Here is a 21,325-nt window from a genome sequence, read left to right on the forward strand (position 1 = left end):
CCGCTTACGTCATCATTTTGCGTACCAGTTGCGTAAACTGTTCGCGTTCTTCATCGCTCAGTCGTCCCAAAAACTCATCGTCCACGCGATCCCCCTGTGGTATCGCGGCGGCGAGCAACGTTTGGCCCTGAACGGTGAGATAGACAAAACGCCGACGCTTATCCAGCGGATCGTTTTCTCGCTTTACCAGCCCACGATTTTCCATCCGGCTTAACATCTCCGCCAGCGTCGCTTTAGTGCTGACCGCCGCTTCGGTCAGATCGACCTGTTCAATACCCGGATGCTCAGCAATAACGCGCATCACCGCATATTGAGGTTTGGTCAGTTCCGGTAATTCATGCTGCCAGCGTGCGGTATGTTGCTGAAAAAGTTGGCGTAACAGATGAAACGCGGTGTTTCGTAACTCCATGAGCACTCCGGATAAATTAACTTTTTCTATCATAACGACTTATGCCGGGTTTTTTAATGACGAATGCTTTAGCTAAACGTGCGCAGGCGTCGGGAGGCTCTTGCCGGGAGGGCCGTGTGGGCGTATTTTGATCAAAACGTTCGTATACGAACAATAATTGAGGTAAGAAATGAGATTGATTGTGGGGATGACCGGCGCGCCGCTTGGCGTCGCGCTACTCCAGGCATTGCGGGCGCTACCTGATGTTGAAACGCATCTGGTGATGTCAAAGTGGGCGAAAACCACTATCGAACTGGAGACGCCCTACACGCCCGCTGAGGTAACCGCCCTGGCAGATTATTGTCATAGCCCGGCCGATCAGGCGGCGCCCCTTTCCTCCGGCTCATTTCGTACCGACGGCATGATTATTATCCCCTGCAGTATGAAAACACTGGCTGGGGTTCGCGCCGGCTATGCCGAAGGGCTGGTGGGACGCGCTGCCGATGTCGTGTTGAAAGAGGGTCGCAAGCTGGTGTTGGTGCCGCGGGAAATGCCGCTCAGCACGATTCATCTGGAAAACATGCTTGCGCTTTCTCGTATGGGGGTGGCGATAGTGCCGCCCATGCCCGCATTCTACAACCTGCCGCAAACCGTTGACGATATTATCCAGCACATCGTGGCGCGCGTTCTCGACCAGTTTGGTCTGGAGCATATGCGCGCGCGCCGCTGGCAAGGACTGCGACAGGCAGCAAATTTTTCACAGGAGAATGGATAATGGCATTTGATGATTTGCGCAGTTTTTTACATGCGCTGGATCAGCAGGGACAACTGCTGAAAATCAGCGAGGAAGTGAATGCGGAGCCGGATTTAGCCGCCGCAGCCAACGCAACGGGACGAATCGGCGATGGCGCGCCCGCGCTGTGGTTTGACAATATTCGTGGTTTTACCGACGCCCGCGTGGCAATGAATACTATCGGTTCCTGGCGGAACCATGCCATCTCGCTGGGCTTGCCGCCTAACACGCCGGTTAAAAAACAGATCGATGAATTTATCCGCCGCTGGGACAATTTTCCGGTGGCGCCGGAACGCCGGGCGAATCCGGGATGGGCGGAAAATACCGTCGACGGCGACGCAATCAACCTGTTTGATATCCTGCCACTGTTTCGTCTGAACGACGGCGACGGCGGATTCTATCTGGATAAAGCCTGTGTGGTATCACGCGATCCGCTCGATCCCGAGAATTTCGGCAAGCAGAACGTCGGTATCTACCGTATGGAAGTTAAAGGCAAGCGTAAGCTGGGTCTGCAACCGGTACCGATGCATGATATCGCATTGCACCTGCACAAAGCGGAAGAGCGTGGCGAAGATCTGCCGATTGCGATCACGCTGGGTAACGATCCGATCATTACCCTGATGGGCGCAACGCCGCTGAAATACGATCAGTCAGAGTATGAAATGGCGGGCGCGTTACGTGAAAGCCCCTATCCTATCGCTACCGCGCCGCTGACCGGTTTTGATGTACCGTGGGGATCTGAAGTCATTCTCGAAGGGGTCATCGAAAGCCGTAAACGCGAAATTGAAGGACCGTTCGGCGAATTTACCGGCCACTATTCCGGCGGTCGCAACATGACCGTGGTGCGTATCGATAAGGTCTCTTACCGCAGCAAACCCATTTTTGAATCGCTCTATTTAGGTATGCCGTGGACGGAAATCGACTACCTGATGGGACCGGCGACCTGCGTGCCGCTGTATCAACAGTTAAAGGCCGAATTTCCGGAAGTGCAGGCGGTAAACGCCATGTACACCCACGGCCTGCTGGCCATCATCTCGACCAAAAAACGCTATGGCGGCTTCGCCCGCGCGGTGGGTCTGCGGGCGATGACGACACCACACGGTTTAGGATATGTGAAGATGGTGATTATGGTCGATGAAGATGTCGATCCGTTTAATCTGCCGCAGGTGATGTGGGCATTGTCGTCGAAAGTGAACCCGGCAGGCGATCTGGTACAGCTACCAAATATGTCCGTCCTGGAACTGGACCCGGGTTCAAGCCCGGCGGGGATTACCGACAAGCTGATCATTGACGCCACCACGCCGGTTGCGCCAGATAACCGTGGTCACTATAGCCAGCCGGTTGTTGATTTACCGGAAACTAACGCCTGGGCTGAAAAGCTGACCGCCATGCTGGCCAACCGTAAATAAGGAGTAACCAATGATTTGTCCACGCTGTGCCGATGCACATATTGAACTCATGGCGACTTCGCCGGTAAAAGGAGTCTGGACGGTATATCAGTGTCAGCATTGCCTGTATACCTGGCGCGATACCGAACCGTTACGCCGTACCAGCCGCGAACACTATCCACAAGCGTTTCGCATGACGCAAAAAGATATTGATAACGCGCCAATGGTGCCGAGTATCCCGCCGCTGCTGGCAGAAGATAAACGGTAAAGAAAAAGGCCAGTCTGTCGACTGGCCTTTTTTTGACGAAAGGTACTTACTCGCGGAACAACGCTTCGATATTCAGCCCCTGCGTCTGCAGAATTTCGCGCAGACGACGCAGGCCTTCAACCTGAATCTGACGAACACGTTCACGCGTAAGACCGATTTCACGGCCTACATCTTCCAGTGTCGCAGCTTCATATCCCAGCAGACCGAAACGGCGCGCCAGCACTTCACGCTGTTTGGCGTTCAGTTCGAACAGCCATTTGACGATGCTCTGTTTCATATCGTCATCTTGCGTGGTGTCTTCCGGACCGTTCTCTTTTTCATCGGCCAGAATGTCCAGCAACGCTTTTTCGGAATCACCGCCCAGCGGGGTGTCTACCGAAGTAATGCGCTCATTGAGACGAAGCATACGGCTGACGTCATCAACCGGTTTATCCAGTTGCTCTGCAATTTCTTCCGCACTCGGTTCGTGGTCCAGTTTATGCGACAACTCACGCGCGGTACGCAGGTATACGTTCAGCTCTTTAACAATGTGAATCGGCAAGCGAATCGTACGGGTTTGGTTCATAATCGCCCGTTCGATTGTCTGGCGAATCCACCAGGTTGCGTATGTTGAGAAGCGGAACCCGCGTTCCGGGGCAAACTTCTCGACTGCACGGATAAGCCCCAGATTGCCCTCTTCAATCAGGTCCAGCAACGCCAGTCCACGATTGCCATAACGACGGGCAATTTTTACCACCAGACGCAGGTTACTCTCAATCATGCGACGGCGAGAAGCGACATCTCCACGCAGTGCGCGACGCGCAAAATAGACTTCTTCTTCGGCTGTTAACAGTGGTGAATACCCAATCTCACCAAGGTAAAGCTGAGTCGCGTCCAACACACGTTGTGTGGCCCCTTGCGATAACAGCTCTTCTTCAGCCAGGTCGTTATCACTGGGTTCCTCTTCACTCAAGGCTTTTTCGTCAAAAGCCTCTACTCCGTTCTCATCAAATTCCGCGTCTTCATTTAAATCATGAACTTTCAGCGTATTCTGACTCATAAGGTGGCTCCTACCCGTGATCCCTTGACGGAACTAGCAAGTCAAAGCCTGGTTCCGCCGCTTTATCGCTGCGGTAAATAACGCAGCGGGTTTACGGATTTCCCCTTGTAACGAATTTCAAAATGCAAGCGTGTAGAGCTGGTGCCGGTGCTACCCATAGTAGCGATTTTTTGCCCCGCCTTAACTTCCTGTTGTTCCCGGACCAGCATCGTATCATTATGGGCGTAGGCGCTCAGGTAATCATCGTTATGTTTGATGATAATAAGATTACCGTAACCACGCAGTGCGTTACCGGCATATACGACGCGCCCATCTGCGGTTGCGACGATAGCCTGTCCCTTACTGCCTGCAATGTCGATCCCTTTATTGCCCCCTTCGGAAGCGCCAAAGTTTTCGATCACTTTGCCATCCGTCGGCCAGCGCCATGCGGAAATTGGCGCGCTGGTTGACGTACTGCTTGCATTTGGTTCGGTCGTGCTTACCGTTGGTGCCGTTACAACCGTCCCAGCAGGCTTGTTGTTTGGCAACATTTTGTTAGCACTTTGTTCACCTGAGCCCTCAGAATACGTAATTGTTGGTTGAGACGCAACTGCAACGGTGGAATTTTGTGCAGGCCTGGTCACAACTCCTTGCTGTGCTGCATCCGCCTGAGTGATCGCATTTCCGCCAGTAATTGGCGTACCGGATGCGTTGCCAACTTGCAAAGTTTGCCCCACATTCAGGCTATACGGGGCAGGAATACTGTTTCGCTGGGCCAGATCGCGGAAATCGTTCCCGGTAATCCAGGCGATGTAAAAAAGCGTATCACCCTTTTTCACGGTGTAAGTACTGCCACCGGCGTAGCTACCTTTCGGAATATTCCCATACTGGCGATTGTATACAATTCGCCCATTTTCCATCTGTACGGGCTGTTCCGCGACAGGTTGAGTTTGCAAGGGCTGCGTAACAGGACGCTGAACGGGTTGAATTTGCGGCGCTTGTTGCGTCGTCGCGCCCATTTTTGGCGGCGGTGTGATCAACATCCCGGAATTGGTATTTGATGACGAACCACCGTCCACAGATGTGACCGGCGCCGGAGGGTTTGACGAACTGGTACAACCGGCCAGCCATAGTGAAACCAGTGACAGTGCCGCAATGCGACTAACGGTGAATTTTGGGCTTCCCGCGCTCATTTATCCCCCAGGAAAAATTTGGTTAACAACCAGTGACGTAAGAACCGTGCAACGCATTAAGTGAACACGGGAAAATGTGTTCACGATACGCTTAACCCACCGGGAATAACCAGGAAAACTCCAGGTATTCGTGCCGGCTTCATCAGGCGTAATAGTGGGTGTTTGCAGGGCAAACTAGGCCAGCTCTCCCTTGACTAACGGGACGAAGCGAACGGCCTCCACGGTATCAATAATAAATTCGCCGCCCCGGCGACGCACGCGTTTCAAAAACTGCTGCTCATCGCCCACGGGCAGAACAAGAATGCCGCCTTCATCCAACTGTGCCATGAGCGCGGTAGGAATTTCCGGCGGCGCGGCCGTCACAATGATAGCGTCAAACGGCGCACGCGCCTGCCAGCCTTGCCAGCCATCGCCATGACGGGTAGAAACATTATGTAAATCGAGCTGCTTCAGGCGGCGGCGCGCCTGCCATTGCAGCCCCTTAATCCGCTCAACGGAGCAAACGTGATGTACCAGATGCGCCAGAATCGCCGTTTGATAGCCGGAACCGGTGCCAATTTCCAGCACCCTGGATTGTGGCGTCAGTTCGAGCAGTTCCGTCATTCGCGCCACCATATAGGGCTGCGAAATCGTCTGACCCTGGCCTATCGGCAAGGCGATATTTTCCCAGGCCTTATGTTCAAACGCTTCATCAATAAATTTCTCGCGCGGCACTGCGGCAAGTGCATTAAGCACCTGCTCATCTCTGATGCCCTGCGCGCGCAATTGTTCAAGAAGAGCCTGTACACGTCCACTTACCATTGCGTGCCAACTCCCACGCTGTCTAACCAGTCTGAAACCACATCATGCGCGCTGTGCGCGGTTAAATCTACATGCAACGGCGTGACGGAGACGTAGCCTTCATCCACCGCCGCGAAATCGGTATCCGGCCCGGCGTCGCATTTATCGCCCGGCGGCCCAATCCAGTACAGCGTATTGCCGCGCGGATCTTCCTGCGGGATTACTTTATCCGCCGGATGGCGGCTACCGCAGCGAGTCACGCGGATACCTTTAATCTGCGCTAACGGCAGATCCGGGACATTCACGTTGAGAATACGCCCGGTACGCAACGGCTCCCGGCTTAACCCTCGCAAAAGCGCGCAAGTCACGGCCGCCGCCGTATCGTAATGCTGATAGCCGTTAAGGGAGACCGCTAATGCCGGAAAGCCGAGATGACGACCTTCCATCGCCGCGGCGACAGTACCGGAATAGATCACATCATCGCCCAGATTCGGACCCGCGTTAATACCAGAAACGACAATATCCGGACGCGGACGCATTAAGGCATTAACGCCCAGATAGACGCAATCGGTCGGCGTTCCCATCTGTACGGCGATATCGCCATTATCAAAGGTAAAAGTACGAAGCGAAGATTCCAGCGTCAGGGAATTAGACGCGCCGCTGCGGTTACGATCCGGGGCTACGACCTGTACATCAGCAAACTCACGCAGCGCTTTCGCCAGCGTTTGTATACCGGGCGCGTGAACCCCGTCATCGTTACTCAGCAATATGCGCATAATCACCCATTGTGTTGATCAGTTCCCTTACTACGCTGGTGGCAAAACTGCCTGCGGGCAGCCAGAAACGTAACTCGACGGTAACGTCATCCCACCAGTTCCAGCTTAATTGTTGCGGGTAAAGCAGCATCGCTCTGCGCGACGCCTCTACTTTTTCGCGCAGCAGCAGCGATTGCAACACCATTTCCTGGGCAATGGCGTCTTGCTCAAACGCCAGCGCCTCCCGCTGTGTTCCCCACTCTCCGCTGCCCGGCAACGACGCTGTAATCATCAGCTCTTTTTCGTCTACCCGGCGCTGCAATTCAGGCAGTTCTTCAGATGTCGCGACGAACCAGCTTCCACGACCCGCTAATTGTAGCGCATCGCCATCAACAACTTGATTAAAGTCTGGTTTCTTCAGCCGCTGGTGAACAATTTGATTAAACAACGCGCTACGCGCCGCCGACAACCAAAAACTGCGTTTATTGCGATCGCGCACCGGCGCATCACTTTGCGCCCAGCGCAGCGCGCCCTGCAAGTTGCTGCCGCCAATACCAAATCGCTGTGCGCCAAAATAGTTCGGCACGCCGCTATCGCGAATCGCCTGCAATCGTGTTTCGACATCGCGTCGATCGCTTATTTCACGCAACACCAGCGTAAATGCATTGCCTTTCAGCGCGCCTAAACGCAGCTTACGCTTGTGACGCGCGTATTCCAGCACCTTACAACCTTCCAGTTGAAACGCGCTAAAATCGGGCATCTCTTTACCCGGTACGCGCGCGCACAGCCACTGCTCGGTAACGGCGTGTTTATCTTTTTGCCCGGCAAAGCTAACTTCGCGAGCGTGAATTTTCAGGAATTTCGCCAGCGCGTCAGCGACAAAACGGGTATTGCAGCCGTTTTTCAAAATACGCAGCAGAATATGCTCGCCTTCGCCATCCGGCGTAAAGCCTAAATCTTCAATCACCACAAAATCTTCCGGATTCGCTTTCAGCAATCCGCTACTTTGTGGTTTTCCGTGCAACCAGATGAGATTGTCAAACTCTGTCATTTCGCTGTCTTCATCAGCAGCGCGACCGCTTCGCAGGCAATCCCTTCGCCGCGCCCGGTAAATCCGAGTTTTTCTGTCGTCGTCGCCTTCACGTTAACATCATCCATATGGCAGCCGAGATCTTCGGCGATAAATACGCGCATTTGCGGAATATGCGGCAGCATTTTCGGCGCCTGCGCAATAATGGTGACATCCACGTTACCGAGAGTGTATCCCTTCGCCTGAATACGGCGCCAGGCTTCACGCAGCAGTTCGCGGCTATCCGCCCCCTTAAATGCCGGATCGGTATCCGGGAAGAGCTTGCCGATATCGCCGAGCGCCGCAGCACCCAGCAGCGCATCGGTCAGCGCATGTAACGCCACATCGCCATCAGAATGCGCCAATAGCCCTTTTTCATACGGGATACGTACGCCGCAAATGGTAATCGGGCCTTCTCCGCCAAACGCGTGTACGTCAAAACCGTGTCCAATTCGCATTATATTGTCTCCTGGTGGATAGTTCGGGTCAGATAAAATTCCGCCAGTGCCAGATCTTCCGGGCGGGTAACCTTGATGTTATCCGCGCGACCTTCAACCAGCGCCGGATGAAAACCGCAGTACTCCAGCGCTGACGCCTCGTCGGTGATGGTCGCACCTTCATTCAGCGCACGCGTCAGACAATCGTGCAAGAGTTCGCGGGGGAAAAACTGCGGCGTGAGCGCGTGCCATAAATCGGCGCGCTCTACGGTATGGGCAATAGCGGTTTTCCCCGGTTCGCCGCGTTTCATGGTATCGCGTACCGGACTGGCGAGGATACCGCCGACCCGGCTGTTTTCGCTGATGGCCAGCAACCGCGCCAGGTCATCCTGATGCAAACAGGGTCTTGCCGCGTCATGCACCAGCACCCACTGCGCCTCTGCAACGGCCTGCAACCCGGCCAGAACAGAATCAGCGCGTTCGTTGCCGCCATCCACGACTGTGATTTGCGGATGATTCGCCAGCGGAAGTTGGGCAAAGCGATAATCACCAGGGCTGATAGCAATAACGACGCGGGTCACCCGAGGATGCGCCAGCAGCGCATGAACTGAGTGCTCCAGAATGGTTTTATTACCGATTGAGAGATACTGCTTAGGACATTCTGTTTGCATTCGGCGGCCAAATCCGGCAGCCGGCACCACGGCGCAAACGTCCAATAAAGTGGCTGCCATGTTAAATCCCTGGATGGTTTATCGATTAGTCTGCCCCGCCGTTGCCGCGCGTTTTGAGGCGTCAGGCACCAGACGATAGAAGGTTTCGCCCGGTTTGGTCATGCTAAGTTCGTTGCGCGCGCGCTCCTCAATCGCTTCCTGTCCGCCATTGAGATCGTCAATTTCGGCAAAAAGCTGATCGTTACGCGCTTTAAGTTTGGCGTTTGTCGCCTGCTGCGCGACCACATCATCGTTGACGCGGCTATAGTCATGTATACCGTTCTTACCGAACCACAGCGAATACTGTAGCCAGACCAGTAAAGCCAGCAACAGCAGCGTTAGTTTACCCATCCTGCCCCCTGAAAAACGGCATCATCATCCCATAACGACCTCTGTGACTCCACATTAAGGACGGGATTGCCGCGACAACGCCGGCAAATGTACCACATTTGCCGGGTGTTACGTATACCCGAGTAAGGAGAACATAATCTCATTGTTGGTTACGGTTTGAATTATGACCGGAGGCGCAGTGATAACCCATCTACCCTAGTAACCATATAAATAACACGCCAAACAGCGCGCCTACCGCCAGTAGAGTAAACATAATGCTAAAAAGTATCTTGCCCTTTACCAGCAGATGCAACGCAATGCCGATAATCACCGATACTGGCATTAACGCGAGGAAAAAGGGCCAGGTATAGAGAAAGAAAAACAGCGTGTTAGGGCCATAAAGCAGAAAAGGTATCCCCAACGCCAGCAGCCACGACACAAAGCCGACCACCGCCCCCGGTAATGAACTGGTGGTGTCATCGTCGACAATGAAGGCGTCTGACCTTGTGAAAGTAATGTTATGGCTATTACGCATATCAAATCCTGTAACCTTGACCATACCAGGCATACAAGCCCGGTGGTGCCCTAGGATCTGATAATATCGCGCCGTCTTAGTAGGTCTAATAATTGGGAAACCAAATTTGTTACTAATTGTTCACCATTAAGATGAATCTGTGGCGATTCAGGCGCTTCGTAAATGGCGTCGATGCCGGTAAAGTTACGTAACTCGCCCGCGCGCGCTTTTTTATACAACCCTTTAGGATCACGCTGTTCACAGATAGCCAGCGGCGTATCGACATAAATTTCAATAAAACGATCGTGGCCGACGCACTCTTGCACCAGTTGCCGCTCGGCGCGGTGCGGAGAAATAAATGCCGTCAAAACAATCAGACCGGCGTCCGCCATCAGACTGGCCACTTCGCCTACCCGCCGGATATTCTCCTGGCGATCGGCATCGCTAAAGCCTAAATCACGACACAAACCGTGGCGCACATTATCGCCATCCAACAGGTAGGTACTGACGCCACGGTGATGTAACGCCTCTTCCAGCGCGCCGGCTACCGTTGATTTTCCCGAACCGGAGAGTCCGGTAAACCACAGCACCACGCCACGGTGGCCGTGGAGCTGTTCGCGGGCGGCGACGGTGACGGGATGAGAGTGCCAGACCACGTTCTCATCATGCAGCGCCATGTTTATCTCCCAGCAAATCGCGGGCGTCCCAGTGCGGGAAATGACGGCGTACCAGCGCATTCAGCTCCAGCTCAAACGCGCTGTATTCCACGGGTGGTGTCACTCCGCGTTCGACCGGCTCCCGCACCATGCCTGCGCCCACGGTGACGTTAGAAAGTCGGTCGATAAAAATCAGCCCGCCCGTCACCGGATTTTGCTGATAAATATCCAGCGCGAGCGGCTCATCGAATGTCATCTCCACCAGACCAATGCCGTTTAACGGCAGGCTCTCGACGTCTCGTTGGGTCAGATTGTTGATATCAATTTGATAGCGGATAGTCTCGATACGCGCACGGGTTTTCTTACCCGCGAGTTTAACGTCGTAGCTTTGGCCCGGCGCCAGCGGCTGTTCCGCCATCCATACCACATCGATCGCGGCGTGCCGCGCAGGTGCCAGCGTCTCGTTTGCCGCCAGCAGCAGATCGCCGCGGCTAATATCAATATCGTCGTTGAGTACCAGGGTAATGGCTTCGCCCGCATATGCTACTTCTTTGTCGCCGTCAAAAGTGACGATACGCGCCACGCTGGATTCCACGCCGGACGGCAGCACTTTAATACGCTCTCCGGCTTTGACGCTACCAGACGCCAGGGTGCCGGCATATCCCCGAAAATCGAGATTCGGGCGATTGACGTATTGTACCGGAAAGCGCATCGGCTGACGGTCTACCGCACGCTGTATGTCTACCGTTTCCAGGACTTCCAGCAGCGTCGGACCGCTGTACCAGCGCATATTCGCGCTCTGCGCGGCGACATTATCCCCTTCCAGCGCAGAAAGCGGGACAAAGCGAATGTCCAGATCGCCCGGCAACTGTTCAGCAAAGGTCAGATAATCTTCGCGAATACGGGCGAAGGTCTCTTCGCGGTAGTCAACGAGATCCATTTTGTTGATTGCCACTACCAGGTGTTTGATCCCCAACAGAGTGGAGATAAAGCTATGGCGACGCGTCTGATCCAGCACGCCTTTACGCGCGTCGATCAGCAGGATCGCCAGATCGCAGGTGGACGCCCCGGTCGCCATATTACGGGTATATTGTTCATGCCCTGGCGTGTCGGCGATAATAAATTTTCGTTTTTCAGTGGAGAAATAGCGGTACGCGACGTCAATAGTAATGCCCTGCTCACGCTCAGCCTGCAGCCCATCGACCAGCAGCGCCAGATCGAGTTTTTCTCCCTGCGTACCATGACGTTTACTGTCATTATGCAGGGAAGAGAGCTGATCCTCATAAATTTGGCGGGTATCGTGCAGCAAACGACCTATCAGCGTACTTTTACCGTCATCAACGCTGCCACAGGTTAAAAAACGCAGCAGGCTTTTGTGTTGTTGGGCAATCATCCAGGCTTCGACGCCGCCTTCATTGGCGATTTGTTGTGCAAGTATGGTGTTCATGGCGGCTCCTTAGAAATACCCCTGACGTTTTTTAAGCTCCATCGACCCCGCCTGATCGCGGTCAATCATCCTCCCCTGGCGCTCGCTGGTGGTGGAAACCAGCATCTCTTCGATAATTTCCGGCAGCGTTTGCGCATGGGATTCCACCGCCCCGGTGAGCGGCCAACAGCCAAGTGTACGGAAGCGCACCATCCTTTTTTTGATGACTTCGCCAGGCTGGAGATCGATACGATCGTCATCCACCATCATCAACATGCCGTCACGTTCCAGAACCGGGCGTTCAGCAGCCAAATACAGCGGCACAATGTCGATGTTTTCCAGCCAGATGTATTGCCAGATATCCTGCTCTGTCCAGTTGGAGAGCGGGAAGACGCGTATACTTTCGCCTTTATTAATCTGACCGTTATAGTTGCGCCATAACTCCGGCCGCTGGTTTTTCGGGTCCCAGCGATGGAAACGGTCACGAAAGGAGTAAATACGTTCTTTCGCGCGGGATTTTTCCTCATCGCGCCTTGCGCCGCCGAACGCGGCATCAAAACCGTACTTATTCAACGCCTGCTTTAACCCTTCGGTTTTCATAATGTCGGTGTGTTTAGCGCTACCGTGAACGAACGGATTGATGCCCATCGCCACGCCTTCCGGATTTTTATGTACCAGCAATTCGCAGCCGTATGCGTTGGCGGTACGATCGCGAAAGGCGTACATCTCACGGAATTTCCAACCGGTATCAACGTGCAATAGCGGGAACGGTAACGTACCCGGATAAAACGCCTTACGCGCCAGATGCAGCATGACGCTGGAGTCTTTACCAATGGAGTACAGCATGACCGGATTAGCGAATTCCGCTGCCACTTCACGGATAATGTGGATACTTTCCGCCTCCAGTTGCCGCAGGTGGGTGAGTCGTTTTTGATCCATAACCGTTCCTTTGCAATACCGTTTTTTGCTAAACATTTCGATTACACGACTATAGGGAGCGCAGGAGAGTGAATGAAATGACGAATTGGAATGAGTAGTTCCTCAAAGGAATAACGCGGCCCAAAAACCAATATCAAAAAATGCTTAACGTACCGGATTCCCGGCATTTAGGAGCAAATGAAATTGTGTTAACACGATCGCAGTTTCATACTAACCGGGTAAAATTTTGTTCTGTATTTAAGGACTCATTATGTTTTCCGCAACGCGCCGTTTTACCGTCATTCTGGCGCTCGGCGTAGGCTTTATCCTTCCTGCACAAGCAGCATCACCAGGGCCTGGTGAAATAGCGAATACTCAGGCACGACATATCGCCACCTTTTTTCCCGGGAGAATGACTGGCTCCCCCGCCGAGATGTTATCTGCCGATTATTTACGCCAACAATTTACCCAGATGGGATACCAAAGCGATATTCGAACGTTTAATAGCCGATTTATTTATACCACGAAGGATAATCGCAAAAACTGGCATAACGTGACGGGCAGTACGGTCATTGCCGCCCATGAAGGGCGCGTGCCGCAACAGATCATCATCATGGCGCATCTGGATACCTACGCTCCGCAGAGCGATGCCGATGTTGATGCCAATCTGGGCGGTTTAACGTTACAGGGAATGGATGATAATGCCGCGGGATTAGGCGTTATGCTGGAACTGGCGGCGCGTCTGAAAGATATACCGACCCATTATGGGATTCGTTTTATCGCCACCAGCGGGGAAGAAGAGGGAAAGCCAGGCGCGGAAAATTTACTCAAACGAATGAGTGACGCTGAGAAGAAAAATACGCTGCTGGTCATTAATTTCGATAATCTGATTGTTGGCGACAAGCTCTATTTTAATAGCGGGAAAAATACGCCGGAAGCGGTGCGTACACTGACCCGCGATCGAGCATTAGCGATTGCGCGCCGTTATGGTATCGCCGCCAGCACCAATCCGGGGCTCAATCCGTCCTACCCCAAAGGAACGGGTTGCTGTAATGATGCGGAGGTTTTCGATAAAGCGGGAATTTCTGTGCTTTCCGTTGAGGCGACAAACTGGAATCTGGGTAAAAAAGACGGATACCAGCAACGCGCGAAAAATGCTTCCTTCCCGAACGGCAATAGCTGGCACGACGTACGGCTTGATAATCAACAGCATATTGACAAGGCGCTGCCAGGACGAATTGAGCGCCGTAGTCGCGACGTAGTACGGATAATACTGCCGCTAGTAAAAGAGCTGGCGAAGACGGAAAAGACATCCTGATCTGCTGGTAAAAATAGCTTATCCCCGCTGACGCGGGGAACACGACCACAGTAACTTCAGCAGCCTGACCGGCAGCGGTTTATCCCCGCTGACGCGGGGAACACGCGTAGAAGCTGTTGACGTCAGCGAGCGCAAACGGTTTATCCCCGCTAGCGCGGGGAACACGTATTATAGCGGGTAATTGAGGAGAAAATCATCGGTTTATCCCCGCTGGCGCGGGGAACACCTGGTTGGTTATATCGACAATTCCGGGCTGCACGGTTTATCCCCGCTGGCGCGGGGAACACCGTAACCTAAATCAATGCTCAAGGTCGTCCACCGGTTTATCCCCGCTGGCGCGGGGAACACCCCAGCCCGTAACGGGGGTGGGTCAGTTTATCCGGTTTATCCCCGCTGGCGCGGGGAACACTGCCCTTTCAACCCAGCCTAGGTTATCGTGGACGGTTTATCCCCGCTGGCGCGGGGAACACATCTCCGGGGTGCTGTGCGGGGTCCTGCTGAACGGTTTATCCCCGCTGGCGCGGGGAACACATCAAGACCACCGACCTGATACAGGATCGAACCGGTTTATCCCCGCTGGCGCGGGGAACACGGTGTCGTGAAGACTATCAAGGCCGTACCACCCGGTTTATCCCCGCTGGCGCGGGGAACACACGGGAAGAACACACAGCAGTATCAAGACTGGCGGTTTATCCCCGCTGGCGCGGGGAACACCTCCTGTTTTGCCCACGCGTATTTAAACGGGTCGGTTTATCCCCGCTGGCGCGGGGAACACCGTATTTCGTCCACATATCCCGGCACTTCCTGCGGTTTATCCCCGCTGGCGCGGGGAACACCACTGGTTTGAGTACAACAACGGCAAGGGAAACGGTTTATCCCCGCTGGCGCGGGGAACACTGTCAGGATACACCTCTCACAGATTCCCGTCGCGGTTTATCCCCGCTGGCGCGGGGAACACTCGCTGGGAAGGGTGCTGCGGTCTGCCAGACTCGGTTTATCCCCGCTGGCGCGGGGAACACGCGATGCGTGGGCTAGCGGTGATCCGAAAGCCAGGTTTATCCCCGCTGGCGCGGGGAACACCAGCCAGGGCGATGGTAATGGCGCGCCAGTATCGGTTTATCCCCGCTGGCGCGGGGAACACCTGCTCGTCAGTGATACCAGCACGGCGCTGCGCGGTTTATCCCCGCTGGCGCGGGGAACACGTTTTCGAATACCCCAAAGCCACGGCAATATCCGGTTTATCCCCGCTGGCGCGGGGAACACCTATGGAGCTGGCCGGAGAGTATATGCGCCGCCGGTTTATCCCCGCTGGCGCGGGGAACACTAGCAAAAACCCCGCGTCGGCGGGGTTCTCATCGGTTTATCCCCGCTGGCGCGGGGAACACAGCGTCCGGATTGCCGTTACTGAAATTCACCGCGGTTTATCCCCGCTGGCGCGGGGAACACGGCAATGCACCCACATCACCGGCTGTTGGTTTCGGTTTATCCCCGCTGGCGCGGGGAACACACTAAATCTATATATTTGTTCCAGAAAGCCTTTTTTGCCACCCAACAATCCACCAACATTAAGATAACAATTTCTTATTATTAAAGAACGTTCAACTCATTGATTTTCAACGGGAAGAAAAGAAACTAATCTGAGTCCATCCAAATCTACCGGAATACGGCGGTTCTCCCCCCAGGTCTGGAACTCAAAACCTGACTCCGTATTTGTTGCCCAGGCCATTACTACGTTTCCGACTCCACCCAGTTGTGTAATCTGTTGCCAGATCATCTCCCGAATGCGTTTTGATGTATCGCCAACATAAACCCCCGCACGAATCTCCAGTAACCATATGGCAAGCCGCCCTCGCAGGCGCGGCGGTACGTTTTCAGTCACCACCACCACCATGCTCATTAACCATGCCCCCGATGTCCGCTGTCACCCAGAGATTCCGGCTCAGGTATTGCTGGCGGCAACATATCCGGCGCAGGCTGAGGTGGTTCAATTTCACCGGCAGCGAGCACCTCTTCGATCAGTGGGATCAATTTTCCGGTCAGCTTCGAACTGCGAAAAATATCACGGCAGGCCAGACGCACTTCTTTATCAGGTTCCGCCGGATGACGAGCGGCGATCTCAAATGCCTTTGGCACGACAGATTCAAATTTAATAATGTCAGCAATGTCATAAACAAAAGACAGCGGTTTTCCGCTATGAATAAAACCGATTGCAGGCGCATAACCCGCCGCCAGCACCGCCGCCTCGGAAATCCCATACAAACATGATGTCGCTGCGCTGATGCATCGATTTACCACATCGCCTTTTTCCCAGTCTTTAGGATCGTAGTTACGGCCATTCCACTTAACGCCGTATTGCTTTGCAAGCAACGCGTAGGTCGCCCGCACACGGCTACCTTCAATACCACGCAACTGCTCAATAGAGCGGCGGGCTGGCGGCGGTTCGCGAAAGCGCAACTCGTACATTTTACGCACTACCTTCAGACGCAAATCGTCATCCAGCGCCAGTTTTGCCTGGTAGAGTAATTTATCTGCTCTCGCTCCGCCTGGCTGCCCGGAAGAATAAACCCGCACGCCAGCTTCTCCCACCCATACCAACAGGGTGCCGACCGTTGACGCCAGATGTACTGCGGCATGTGAAACTCGCGTTCCCGGTTCAAGCATGATGCAGGCGACCGACCCCACCGGGATATGCGTACGAATCCCGGTTTTATCGATTAAGACAAATGCCCCATCCAGTACGTCAATCTGCCCGTATTGGAGGAAGATCATTGAGGTTCGATCTTTTAACGGGATCGGATTGAGCGGTACGAACGTCACTCACTGTCTCCGGGTTTGATCAACATCATCCCGCAGCCAAATGCCCGGCTTTTACCGTATCCCTGCACCAGCCGTTGCAGAAACAGCACAGGGTTATTCACCACCAGCACACCTGCATAGTCCACACTGCTAAACTGAATCATCTGCCGGGATTTTTCGCGTCGTATCTGCTGTTGCCGATAAGCATCGACACTTGCCTCGCGCAGAGAGAATCCATTTTGTTCACCCTGGCGCGATAACCACTCCAGCGCTGCCTGCTGCTGATAAGTCCAGATATCCCGACTATCAGGCTGCGTTTTTACCTGACGCTTCGCCTCCATCAACAGATCGTGGCGCTTACCCGCTTTACAAATGGTTGGATTTGCGCGCAGGGTAAAACGTAGTATCTGACCAACACTTAGCTCAGGGGCAAATGGGCGACACTGTACGTCGAAAATCGCGCTCTCCGCTGGCCGTTCCTGTGACAGAACAAAAAAGCGAAACGCCCCCTGTAGCTCTTCACGACGATAGAGAAACTGCCGTTCCTTGCCGCCGGGAAAGAGCTCCCATAGCCACTGGTGCATCACGTACTCGCCGCGCTCCACAAGGTGAAGTAGCTGCGAGGGAACAAGCTGAGCAGTATGTAAAGTTATTCTTGAGAGATACACGCGTCCTCCTTGCGAAGCCACTGCCCCTGATTCACGCTACGTTCACCGAACAGCCATTGCTGGCGGCTCAACGGCATGTCGCGACGACGTAATATTTTGTTTGCCGTTAAGCCCTCGTGTTCACCTTCCCACCAGCATTCGTTCTGTAATCTGGGGAGAGTCAGTTTCAGCGCATTGAATTTATCCTGATACTGACGATACGCTTCGCGTAACACATCCGCCGCACTCCCTTCCAGCAGTTGCGGCGCAAGCGGCAACGCCAGAGGGTGACTTTTGCGCCCCAGATACAGCGGGAACACAGGATGTTGTAACGACGCCTGAAGCTGCGCCAACGTGTAAGGTGCGTCCGGCGTCGCGCTGACAGCGATCATCCACCAGGCGTCGGTGTAGTAGTCGCGTCGGGAAATCAGCGCGCTCAGTAACTCAGGATCCTGCAACTCTTCACAGCGGCTGAAGTAACGTGCCTTACGTACCTCTTTCGGCATCTGGACGGTGTGATAATCCCTCGCCCAGCGAGGGTTGCGGCTGGCGCACAGCAAAAAGGAATAGTGACGATTAAACGCACTTAGCCGTTCCTCTTCATCACGCCGAATACCCAGCGCCGCCGCCAGCAGCCCCAGCAACGCCGAGCGCGAGGGCAGATCATGGCTGTGGCGCACTTCGCCTGGCGCATCCACGCCCCAGGACGCCATCGGCCCGTGAAGATGAAAAACCAGATATTGGCTCATAAGCCGCCCCTTACGCGCAGATGAAATCAAGCATGTCTTTCATGCTTCCCTGCTGATTCATAACGTTAAAGTCTTTGAACGCAGTCTCCTGTGCATAGACCGCATTCATATTTTCACGCAGCGCGGTAATACGCTTAACCGCAACGTTCAATTGGTCTGTACCGTTGATCGGTTCATAAAACGCGGCCGCCAGTGAACGTGGTTGGTCGGTGCCTTTTTCGGCCAGCGCCCACGAGGCATAGGCACGGCTGGCAAAGCTGTTCTGCTTGCCGGTCGGCGAGACTTTCAGCGCCGCTTCAGTAAAGGCCCGCAGCGTTTTGTTTGCCAGCTCTTCATTGCCGTTAAGGTTTTTTACCAGCAGATCTTTGTCGATGCAGATATAGGTGTAAAACAGCGCGGAGCCAAAGCCGGTTTCGCCGAGATGGCCTGCGCCTGCATCATCGGAGGCGGCGCGCAGATCGTCAACGGCGGTAAAGAAATCATCTTCGACGATAGTTTCGCTGACGCCAAACGCGTGCGCAACCTGGCAGGCGGCTTCAACGTTAAAATCGGGTTTATTGGCCAGCATACGACCAAACATCGCAATATCGACGGCCATACGATCGTGACGCAACAGTGCAGCCTCTTCTTCCGTCGCCGGACGTTTTTCTTCCGCCAGACGGTGTGCCAGCGCTTTTACCGCCTCAAACTCAGCAGGGCTGATATGCACCAGTTGCTCGGTGTCCGCGTTCGTTAATGGATCTTTCGCTTTCTTGTCTGCCTTTATTTTACCAAAACAGTTGGCGATTTTTTCCACATATTCAACCGCTTTTTTGGCGTCAATACCGCTATCAATCAGGATTTGCGCCGCTTCACGCGCGATGCGCCCGCTGCGAATACCGATATTCCCGGCCAGCGCCTGTTCAAACAATTCAGAGGTGCGCCATGCGCGTTTCAGGCTTTGCGAAGAGATACGCAAACGCGTTGCGCCACCAAGCACTACCGTTTTTGGCGCGCCGGTGTCGTCACGGTTGAGGTTGGCGGCAGGATAAGCGGTTAATAAATGGAGTTGAATAAACGTTGTCATTTGAGAGTCCCTGTTAATCTTTTTCGTTATCGTCATCGCCGGCCTGGTAGTATTCCAGCGCCCAGCGGATACGGATAAATTCGGTTGGCCGCTGTTGGCGGCGATGGTGGTTCAGCAACTCATTATTTTCCTGGCACCAGTGGAAAATATCCTCCGCCAGCGAAATCAGGTTGACTGTGCCATTTAACAACTTCACCGCGCGTCGGAGCTGGCGCAGCAGTTCATCGGGGGTTTTTACCGCGCAAAGTCGGGAAAATCGTAGCTCCGACATGACGTTATTTAGCTGTGCGGCGAATTTTTGCCGCTCATCTATCGATTTGATATGGGCCGCTACTGCCGCCGTCAACGCCAGCGCGGTAAAGCGCCACTCCTGCCCTTCGATTTTCCATAGCGTATGGGTCTGCATCAGCAGGGAGCGGAATCCTTCCGACAAGCAAACGTCGTTCACCGTTACGCTGCGTCGCAGACTGGCCCGCGCGCCGCGCTGTTCCTGTAACTCTTCATGCCACTGGCGCAGCGTGGCATTATGATCGTCCTTCACGATACTCATTCAGCAGCCTCCTGCTTTTTTGCTTTGGCGGCTTTTGCGCTTTGTTTTTCCGCCGATGTCGTAAAATATTTTTTTCGTGCCGTCATAATGCGTTTCAGATCGCTACTCTCATAAGGGCTGGTAAAGACATGGTCGTCAAAGTAGCGCCGGGTAAATAGCCAAAGTTCGCGTTGCCATTTAGTCAGCCTTTCGTCCGGCTTGTGTCCGTTTTCAAGATCGTGGATCAGATTGAGAAAACGTCCCTGCGTCAGGTTCCAGAAATCGATATCAATAAAACTGAAATCACCCCGCGTATCCTTCGCACTGGCGAACCACGCTTCTTTTAGCGCACTGCGCAGCAGACTAAGGAGACGGGCGGCGGTTTGTGCTGCTTTGCGTAAATCAGGGATCAGACCTTCCGTCATCAGTAACGGAAAGTGATGCTCATACCAGCAGCGAATTTTCATATTGTCGAAATCCGCGCCAAAACCCCATAGCCCCGCTTTGACATCCCTGAGACGACGCGCGTTAAACACTTTCACAACCAGCGCCGGATATTCTTTATTCGCTTCTGTATGGTTTTCCTGACTTAATCCCAGCCAGTCGCGCCAGATAAGCCCGCCAGGCTGAGGTTTAACCGAGAAGAATCCACTCCCCTCTTTCACCGGCAGACGATAGGGCGTCAGCGGATGGCGCCAGCCATCATAATTAACGCCATAGTTCTTAACGGTCATAACGCTCAGCAGCTCATCACTGTCAGCACCGCAGATATTGCAGGCGCCTGGCTGTGTGGTCGTAAAATCAAGACGGATACGGCGCGGCATTCCCCAGTATGCCTGCAGCTTATTAACCTGCTCTGGCGTCGTCACCGCGCTCGCCTGTTCACTGGTTCGTGTTGCGGCAAGCCACGGGAAAACCGACGCGTCACAGGTCGCAGGTAACGGCAGATCCGCAGCATCCTGCGGCATTACGTTCAGCCACAGCTTTCTCCACAACGGCGTTTGCCGCTCGCTCTGATACGCCTGCAATTCTATTAGCGTGGTCATCGGCCCGCCGCCGCGTAGCCCGGTACGGTAGCCTTTGCCGCCAGAAGGGGCGTTAAGCTGTAACGAGAACAGCGCCAGCGCGGCGCAGTGCGGGCAAAATCGTTCCGTTACGCCACGTTTGACAAAATGATCTTTATTAAATTTGGTCGTTTGCGCGCCAGGCGTTTCCGGAAGCAGCGAGGCAACGGTCACTTTTTCACCGGTTAACGGTTCAAAATCCTGCATAAAAGACGGCGTTTCCGCGCCAAACTGAAAGGCATGCTCTAACGGCGCTAATGCTTCACGCAGCATTTTCTCTGTTAGCCCATCCAACCAAATATCCTCCCAGCGGGCGCTATTCTTCGGCGCGATGCTGCATTGCAGCAACCCCAGCAGAAACTGCCAGGCCGCTCCCTGTAAATCGGCTCGCGTTGCGGCGATGTCCACCACGTTTTCATCCGCCAGATCGACGGGGGCCAGCTTACCCGTCGAGCCGTCGTTGAAACGGACGGGAAGCCAGCAATTCGTTAATAGTGAAAAACTTTTCATATA

General features: G+C 54.1%; 25 protein-coding genes and 1 CRISPR repeat array. Of the genes, 5 read left to right on the plus strand and 20 right to left on the minus strand.

The features are described from left to right. Positions 1–4: 4 nt before the first annotated feature. Positions 5–409, minus strand: a complete 405-nt coding sequence (locus tag F4V72_RS01405; RefSeq protein ID WP_023249311.1) for a MarR family winged helix-turn-helix transcriptional regulator — start codon at positions 407–409, stop codon at positions 5–7. A 169-nt stretch (positions 410–578) separates the two neighbouring features. On the opposite strand from F4V72_RS01405, the gene F4V72_RS01410 reads away from it, so the two are divergent. The 3 genes from F4V72_RS01410 to F4V72_RS01420 are packed head-to-tail and all read left to right on the plus strand — an operon-like array spanning position 579 to position 2,837. Beyond that, entirely contained in the window at positions 579–1,163 is a 585-nt protein-coding gene (locus tag F4V72_RS01410) for a non-oxidative hydroxyarylic acid decarboxylases subunit B (RefSeq protein ID WP_063390767.1), read from the plus strand. Next, positions 1,163–2,590 carry a non-oxidative hydroxyarylic acid decarboxylases subunit C gene (locus F4V72_RS01415; protein ID WP_079817017.1) on the plus strand — a complete coding sequence of 476 codons (1,428 nt, stop codon included), beginning with the start codon at positions 1,163–1,165 and terminating at the stop codon, positions 2,588–2,590. Before F4V72_RS01410 ends, F4V72_RS01415 begins: the two co-directional genes overlap by 1 nt. Before the next feature lie 10 nt (positions 2,591–2,600). Then, positions 2,601–2,837, plus strand: a complete 237-nt coding sequence (locus tag F4V72_RS01420) for a non-oxidative hydroxyarylic acid decarboxylases subunit D (RefSeq protein WP_000562967.1) — start codon at positions 2,601–2,603, stop codon at positions 2,835–2,837. 46 nt (positions 2,838–2,883) lie between these two features. Here the strand turns inward: F4V72_RS01420 and rpoS are convergent, their stop codons facing one another. Further along, the gene (rpoS, locus tag F4V72_RS01425; protein ID WP_038424147.1) at positions 2,884–3,876 is read right to left on the minus strand and encodes an RNA polymerase sigma factor RpoS; all 993 of its coding nucleotides are present in this window, start codon (positions 3,874–3,876) and stop codon (positions 2,884–2,886) included. A gap of 62 nt (positions 3,877–3,938) precedes the next feature. After that, a complete protein-coding gene (gene nlpD, locus F4V72_RS01430) occupies positions 3,939–4,997 on the minus strand; it encodes a murein hydrolase activator NlpD (protein ID WP_232081665.1) in 1,059 nt (352 codons plus the stop codon). Here nlpD and F4V72_RS24295 point away from each other — a divergent pair. Next, positions 4,888–5,112 carry a peptidase gene (locus F4V72_RS24295; RefSeq protein WP_226995555.1) on the plus strand — a complete coding sequence of 75 codons (225 nt, stop codon included), beginning with the start codon at positions 4,888–4,890 and terminating at the stop codon, positions 5,110–5,112. The genes nlpD and F4V72_RS24295 overlap by 110 nt on opposite strands. A 110-nt stretch (positions 5,113–5,222) precedes the next feature. On the opposite strand, the gene F4V72_RS01435 is transcribed toward F4V72_RS24295, so the two are convergent. The 10 genes from F4V72_RS01435 to cysD all read right to left on the minus strand — a co-directional run bounded on the left by F4V72_RS01435 (position 5,223) and on the right by cysD (position 12,664). Next, the gene (locus tag F4V72_RS01435) at positions 5,223–5,849 is read right to left on the minus strand and encodes a protein-L-isoaspartate(D-aspartate) O-methyltransferase (protein WP_000253545.1); all 627 of its coding nucleotides are present in this window, start codon (positions 5,847–5,849) and stop codon (positions 5,223–5,225) included. Then, a complete protein-coding gene (surE, locus tag F4V72_RS01440; RefSeq protein ID WP_023249307.1) occupies positions 5,843–6,604 on the minus strand; it encodes a 5'/3'-nucleotidase SurE in 762 nt (253 codons plus the stop codon). Before surE ends, F4V72_RS01435 begins: the two co-directional genes overlap by 7 nt. Further along, positions 6,585–7,634, minus strand: coding sequence for a tRNA pseudouridine(13) synthase TruD (truD, locus tag F4V72_RS01445; protein WP_053529388.1), 1,050 nt, complete (start codon positions 7,632–7,634; stop codon positions 6,585–6,587). Before truD ends, surE begins: the two co-directional genes overlap by 20 nt. Further along, the gene (gene ispF, locus F4V72_RS01450) at positions 7,631–8,110 is read right to left on the minus strand and encodes a 2-C-methyl-D-erythritol 2,4-cyclodiphosphate synthase (RefSeq protein WP_023249305.1); all 480 of its coding nucleotides are present in this window, start codon (positions 8,108–8,110) and stop codon (positions 7,631–7,633) included. Before ispF ends, truD begins: the two co-directional genes overlap by 4 nt. Then, positions 8,110–8,820, minus strand: coding sequence for a 2-C-methyl-D-erythritol 4-phosphate cytidylyltransferase (gene ispD, locus F4V72_RS01455; RefSeq protein WP_023249304.1), 711 nt, complete (start codon positions 8,818–8,820; stop codon positions 8,110–8,112). Before ispD ends, ispF begins: the two co-directional genes overlap by 1 nt. An 18-nt stretch (positions 8,821–8,838) precedes the next feature. Further along, positions 8,839–9,150 (minus strand): cell division protein FtsB, encoded by a 312-nt coding sequence (gene ftsB, locus F4V72_RS01460; protein ID WP_000517481.1) that lies wholly within the window; start codon positions 9,148–9,150, stop codon positions 8,839–8,841. 190 nt (positions 9,151–9,340) lie between these two features. Then, positions 9,341–9,664 carry a DUF3561 family protein gene (locus F4V72_RS01465; protein WP_023184140.1) on the minus strand — a complete coding sequence of 108 codons (324 nt, stop codon included), beginning with the start codon at positions 9,662–9,664 and terminating at the stop codon, positions 9,341–9,343. Between the two features lie 50 nt (positions 9,665–9,714). Next, complete coding sequence (cysC, locus tag F4V72_RS01470; RefSeq protein ID WP_136058042.1) at positions 9,715–10,320, minus strand: adenylyl-sulfate kinase; 606 nt, start codon at positions 10,318–10,320, stop codon at positions 9,715–9,717. Continuing rightward, positions 10,307–11,746, minus strand: coding sequence for a sulfate adenylyltransferase subunit CysN (gene cysN / locus F4V72_RS01475; protein ID WP_136058041.1), 1,440 nt, complete (start codon positions 11,744–11,746; stop codon positions 10,307–10,309). The genes cysC and cysN overlap by 14 nt, the downstream gene beginning before the upstream one ends. A gap of 9 nt (positions 11,747–11,755) precedes the next feature. Continuing rightward, on the minus strand, positions 11,756–12,664 hold the full coding sequence (gene cysD / locus F4V72_RS01480) for a sulfate adenylyltransferase subunit CysD (RefSeq protein ID WP_000372384.1): 909 nt from the start codon (positions 12,662–12,664) through the stop codon (positions 11,756–11,758). Positions 12,665–12,914: 250 nt separating this feature from the next. Here cysD and F4V72_RS01485 point away from each other — a divergent pair, with 250 nt between their 5' ends. After that, on the plus strand, positions 12,915–13,961 hold the full coding sequence (locus tag F4V72_RS01485; RefSeq protein ID WP_136058040.1) for an aminopeptidase: 1,047 nt from the start codon (positions 12,915–12,917) through the stop codon (positions 13,959–13,961). A gap of 14 nt (positions 13,962–13,975) precedes the next feature. Next, a CRISPR array of direct repeats spans positions 13,976–15,468; the repeat unit is 29 nt; unit sequence CGGTTTATCCCCGCTGGCGCGGGGAACAC. Positions 15,469–15,564: 96 nt separating this feature from the next. On the opposite strand, the gene cas2e is transcribed toward F4V72_RS01485, so the two are convergent. Genes cas2e through casA form a run of 7 tightly spaced genes read right to left on the minus strand, consistent with a single transcriptional unit; the run spans position 15,565 to position 21,322 of the window. Next, the gene (cas2e, locus tag F4V72_RS01490) at positions 15,565–15,858 is read right to left on the minus strand and encodes a type I-E CRISPR-associated endoribonuclease Cas2e (protein WP_023249299.1); all 294 of its coding nucleotides are present in this window, start codon (positions 15,856–15,858) and stop codon (positions 15,565–15,567) included. After that, positions 15,858–16,778, minus strand: coding sequence for a type I-E CRISPR-associated endonuclease Cas1e (gene cas1e / locus F4V72_RS01495; RefSeq protein ID WP_053509139.1), 921 nt, complete (start codon positions 16,776–16,778; stop codon positions 15,858–15,860). The genes cas2e and cas1e overlap by 1 nt, the downstream gene beginning before the upstream one ends. Then, positions 16,775–17,425 carry a type I-E CRISPR-associated protein Cas6/Cse3/CasE gene (cas6e, locus tag F4V72_RS01500; protein WP_053509141.1) on the minus strand — a complete coding sequence of 217 codons (651 nt, stop codon included), beginning with the start codon at positions 17,423–17,425 and terminating at the stop codon, positions 16,775–16,777. Before cas6e ends, cas1e begins: the two co-directional genes overlap by 4 nt. After that, entirely contained in the window at positions 17,407–18,153 is a 747-nt protein-coding gene (gene cas5e, locus F4V72_RS01505) for a type I-E CRISPR-associated protein Cas5/CasD (protein ID WP_079796116.1), read from the minus strand. Before cas5e ends, cas6e begins: the two co-directional genes overlap by 19 nt. Positions 18,154–18,163: 10 nt before the next feature. Then, positions 18,164–19,219, minus strand: a complete 1,056-nt coding sequence (gene cas7e / locus F4V72_RS01510; RefSeq protein WP_023249295.1) for a type I-E CRISPR-associated protein Cas7/Cse4/CasC — start codon at positions 19,217–19,219, stop codon at positions 18,164–18,166. 13 nt (positions 19,220–19,232) lie between these two features. Further along, entirely contained in the window at positions 19,233–19,769 is a 537-nt protein-coding gene (gene casB, locus F4V72_RS01515; protein ID WP_023249294.1) for a type I-E CRISPR-associated protein Cse2/CasB, read from the minus strand. Next, entirely contained in the window at positions 19,766–21,322 is a 1,557-nt protein-coding gene (gene casA / locus F4V72_RS01520) for a type I-E CRISPR-associated protein Cse1/CasA (RefSeq protein ID WP_136058039.1), read from the minus strand. The genes casB and casA overlap by 4 nt, the downstream gene beginning before the upstream one ends. Positions 21,323–21,325: the final 3 nt, after the last annotated feature.

Source organism: Salmonella enterica subsp. diarizonae, assembly GCF_008692785.1.
In the GTDB taxonomy this organism is placed as follows: Bacteria; Pseudomonadota; Gammaproteobacteria; order Enterobacterales; family Enterobacteriaceae; genus Salmonella; species Salmonella diarizonae.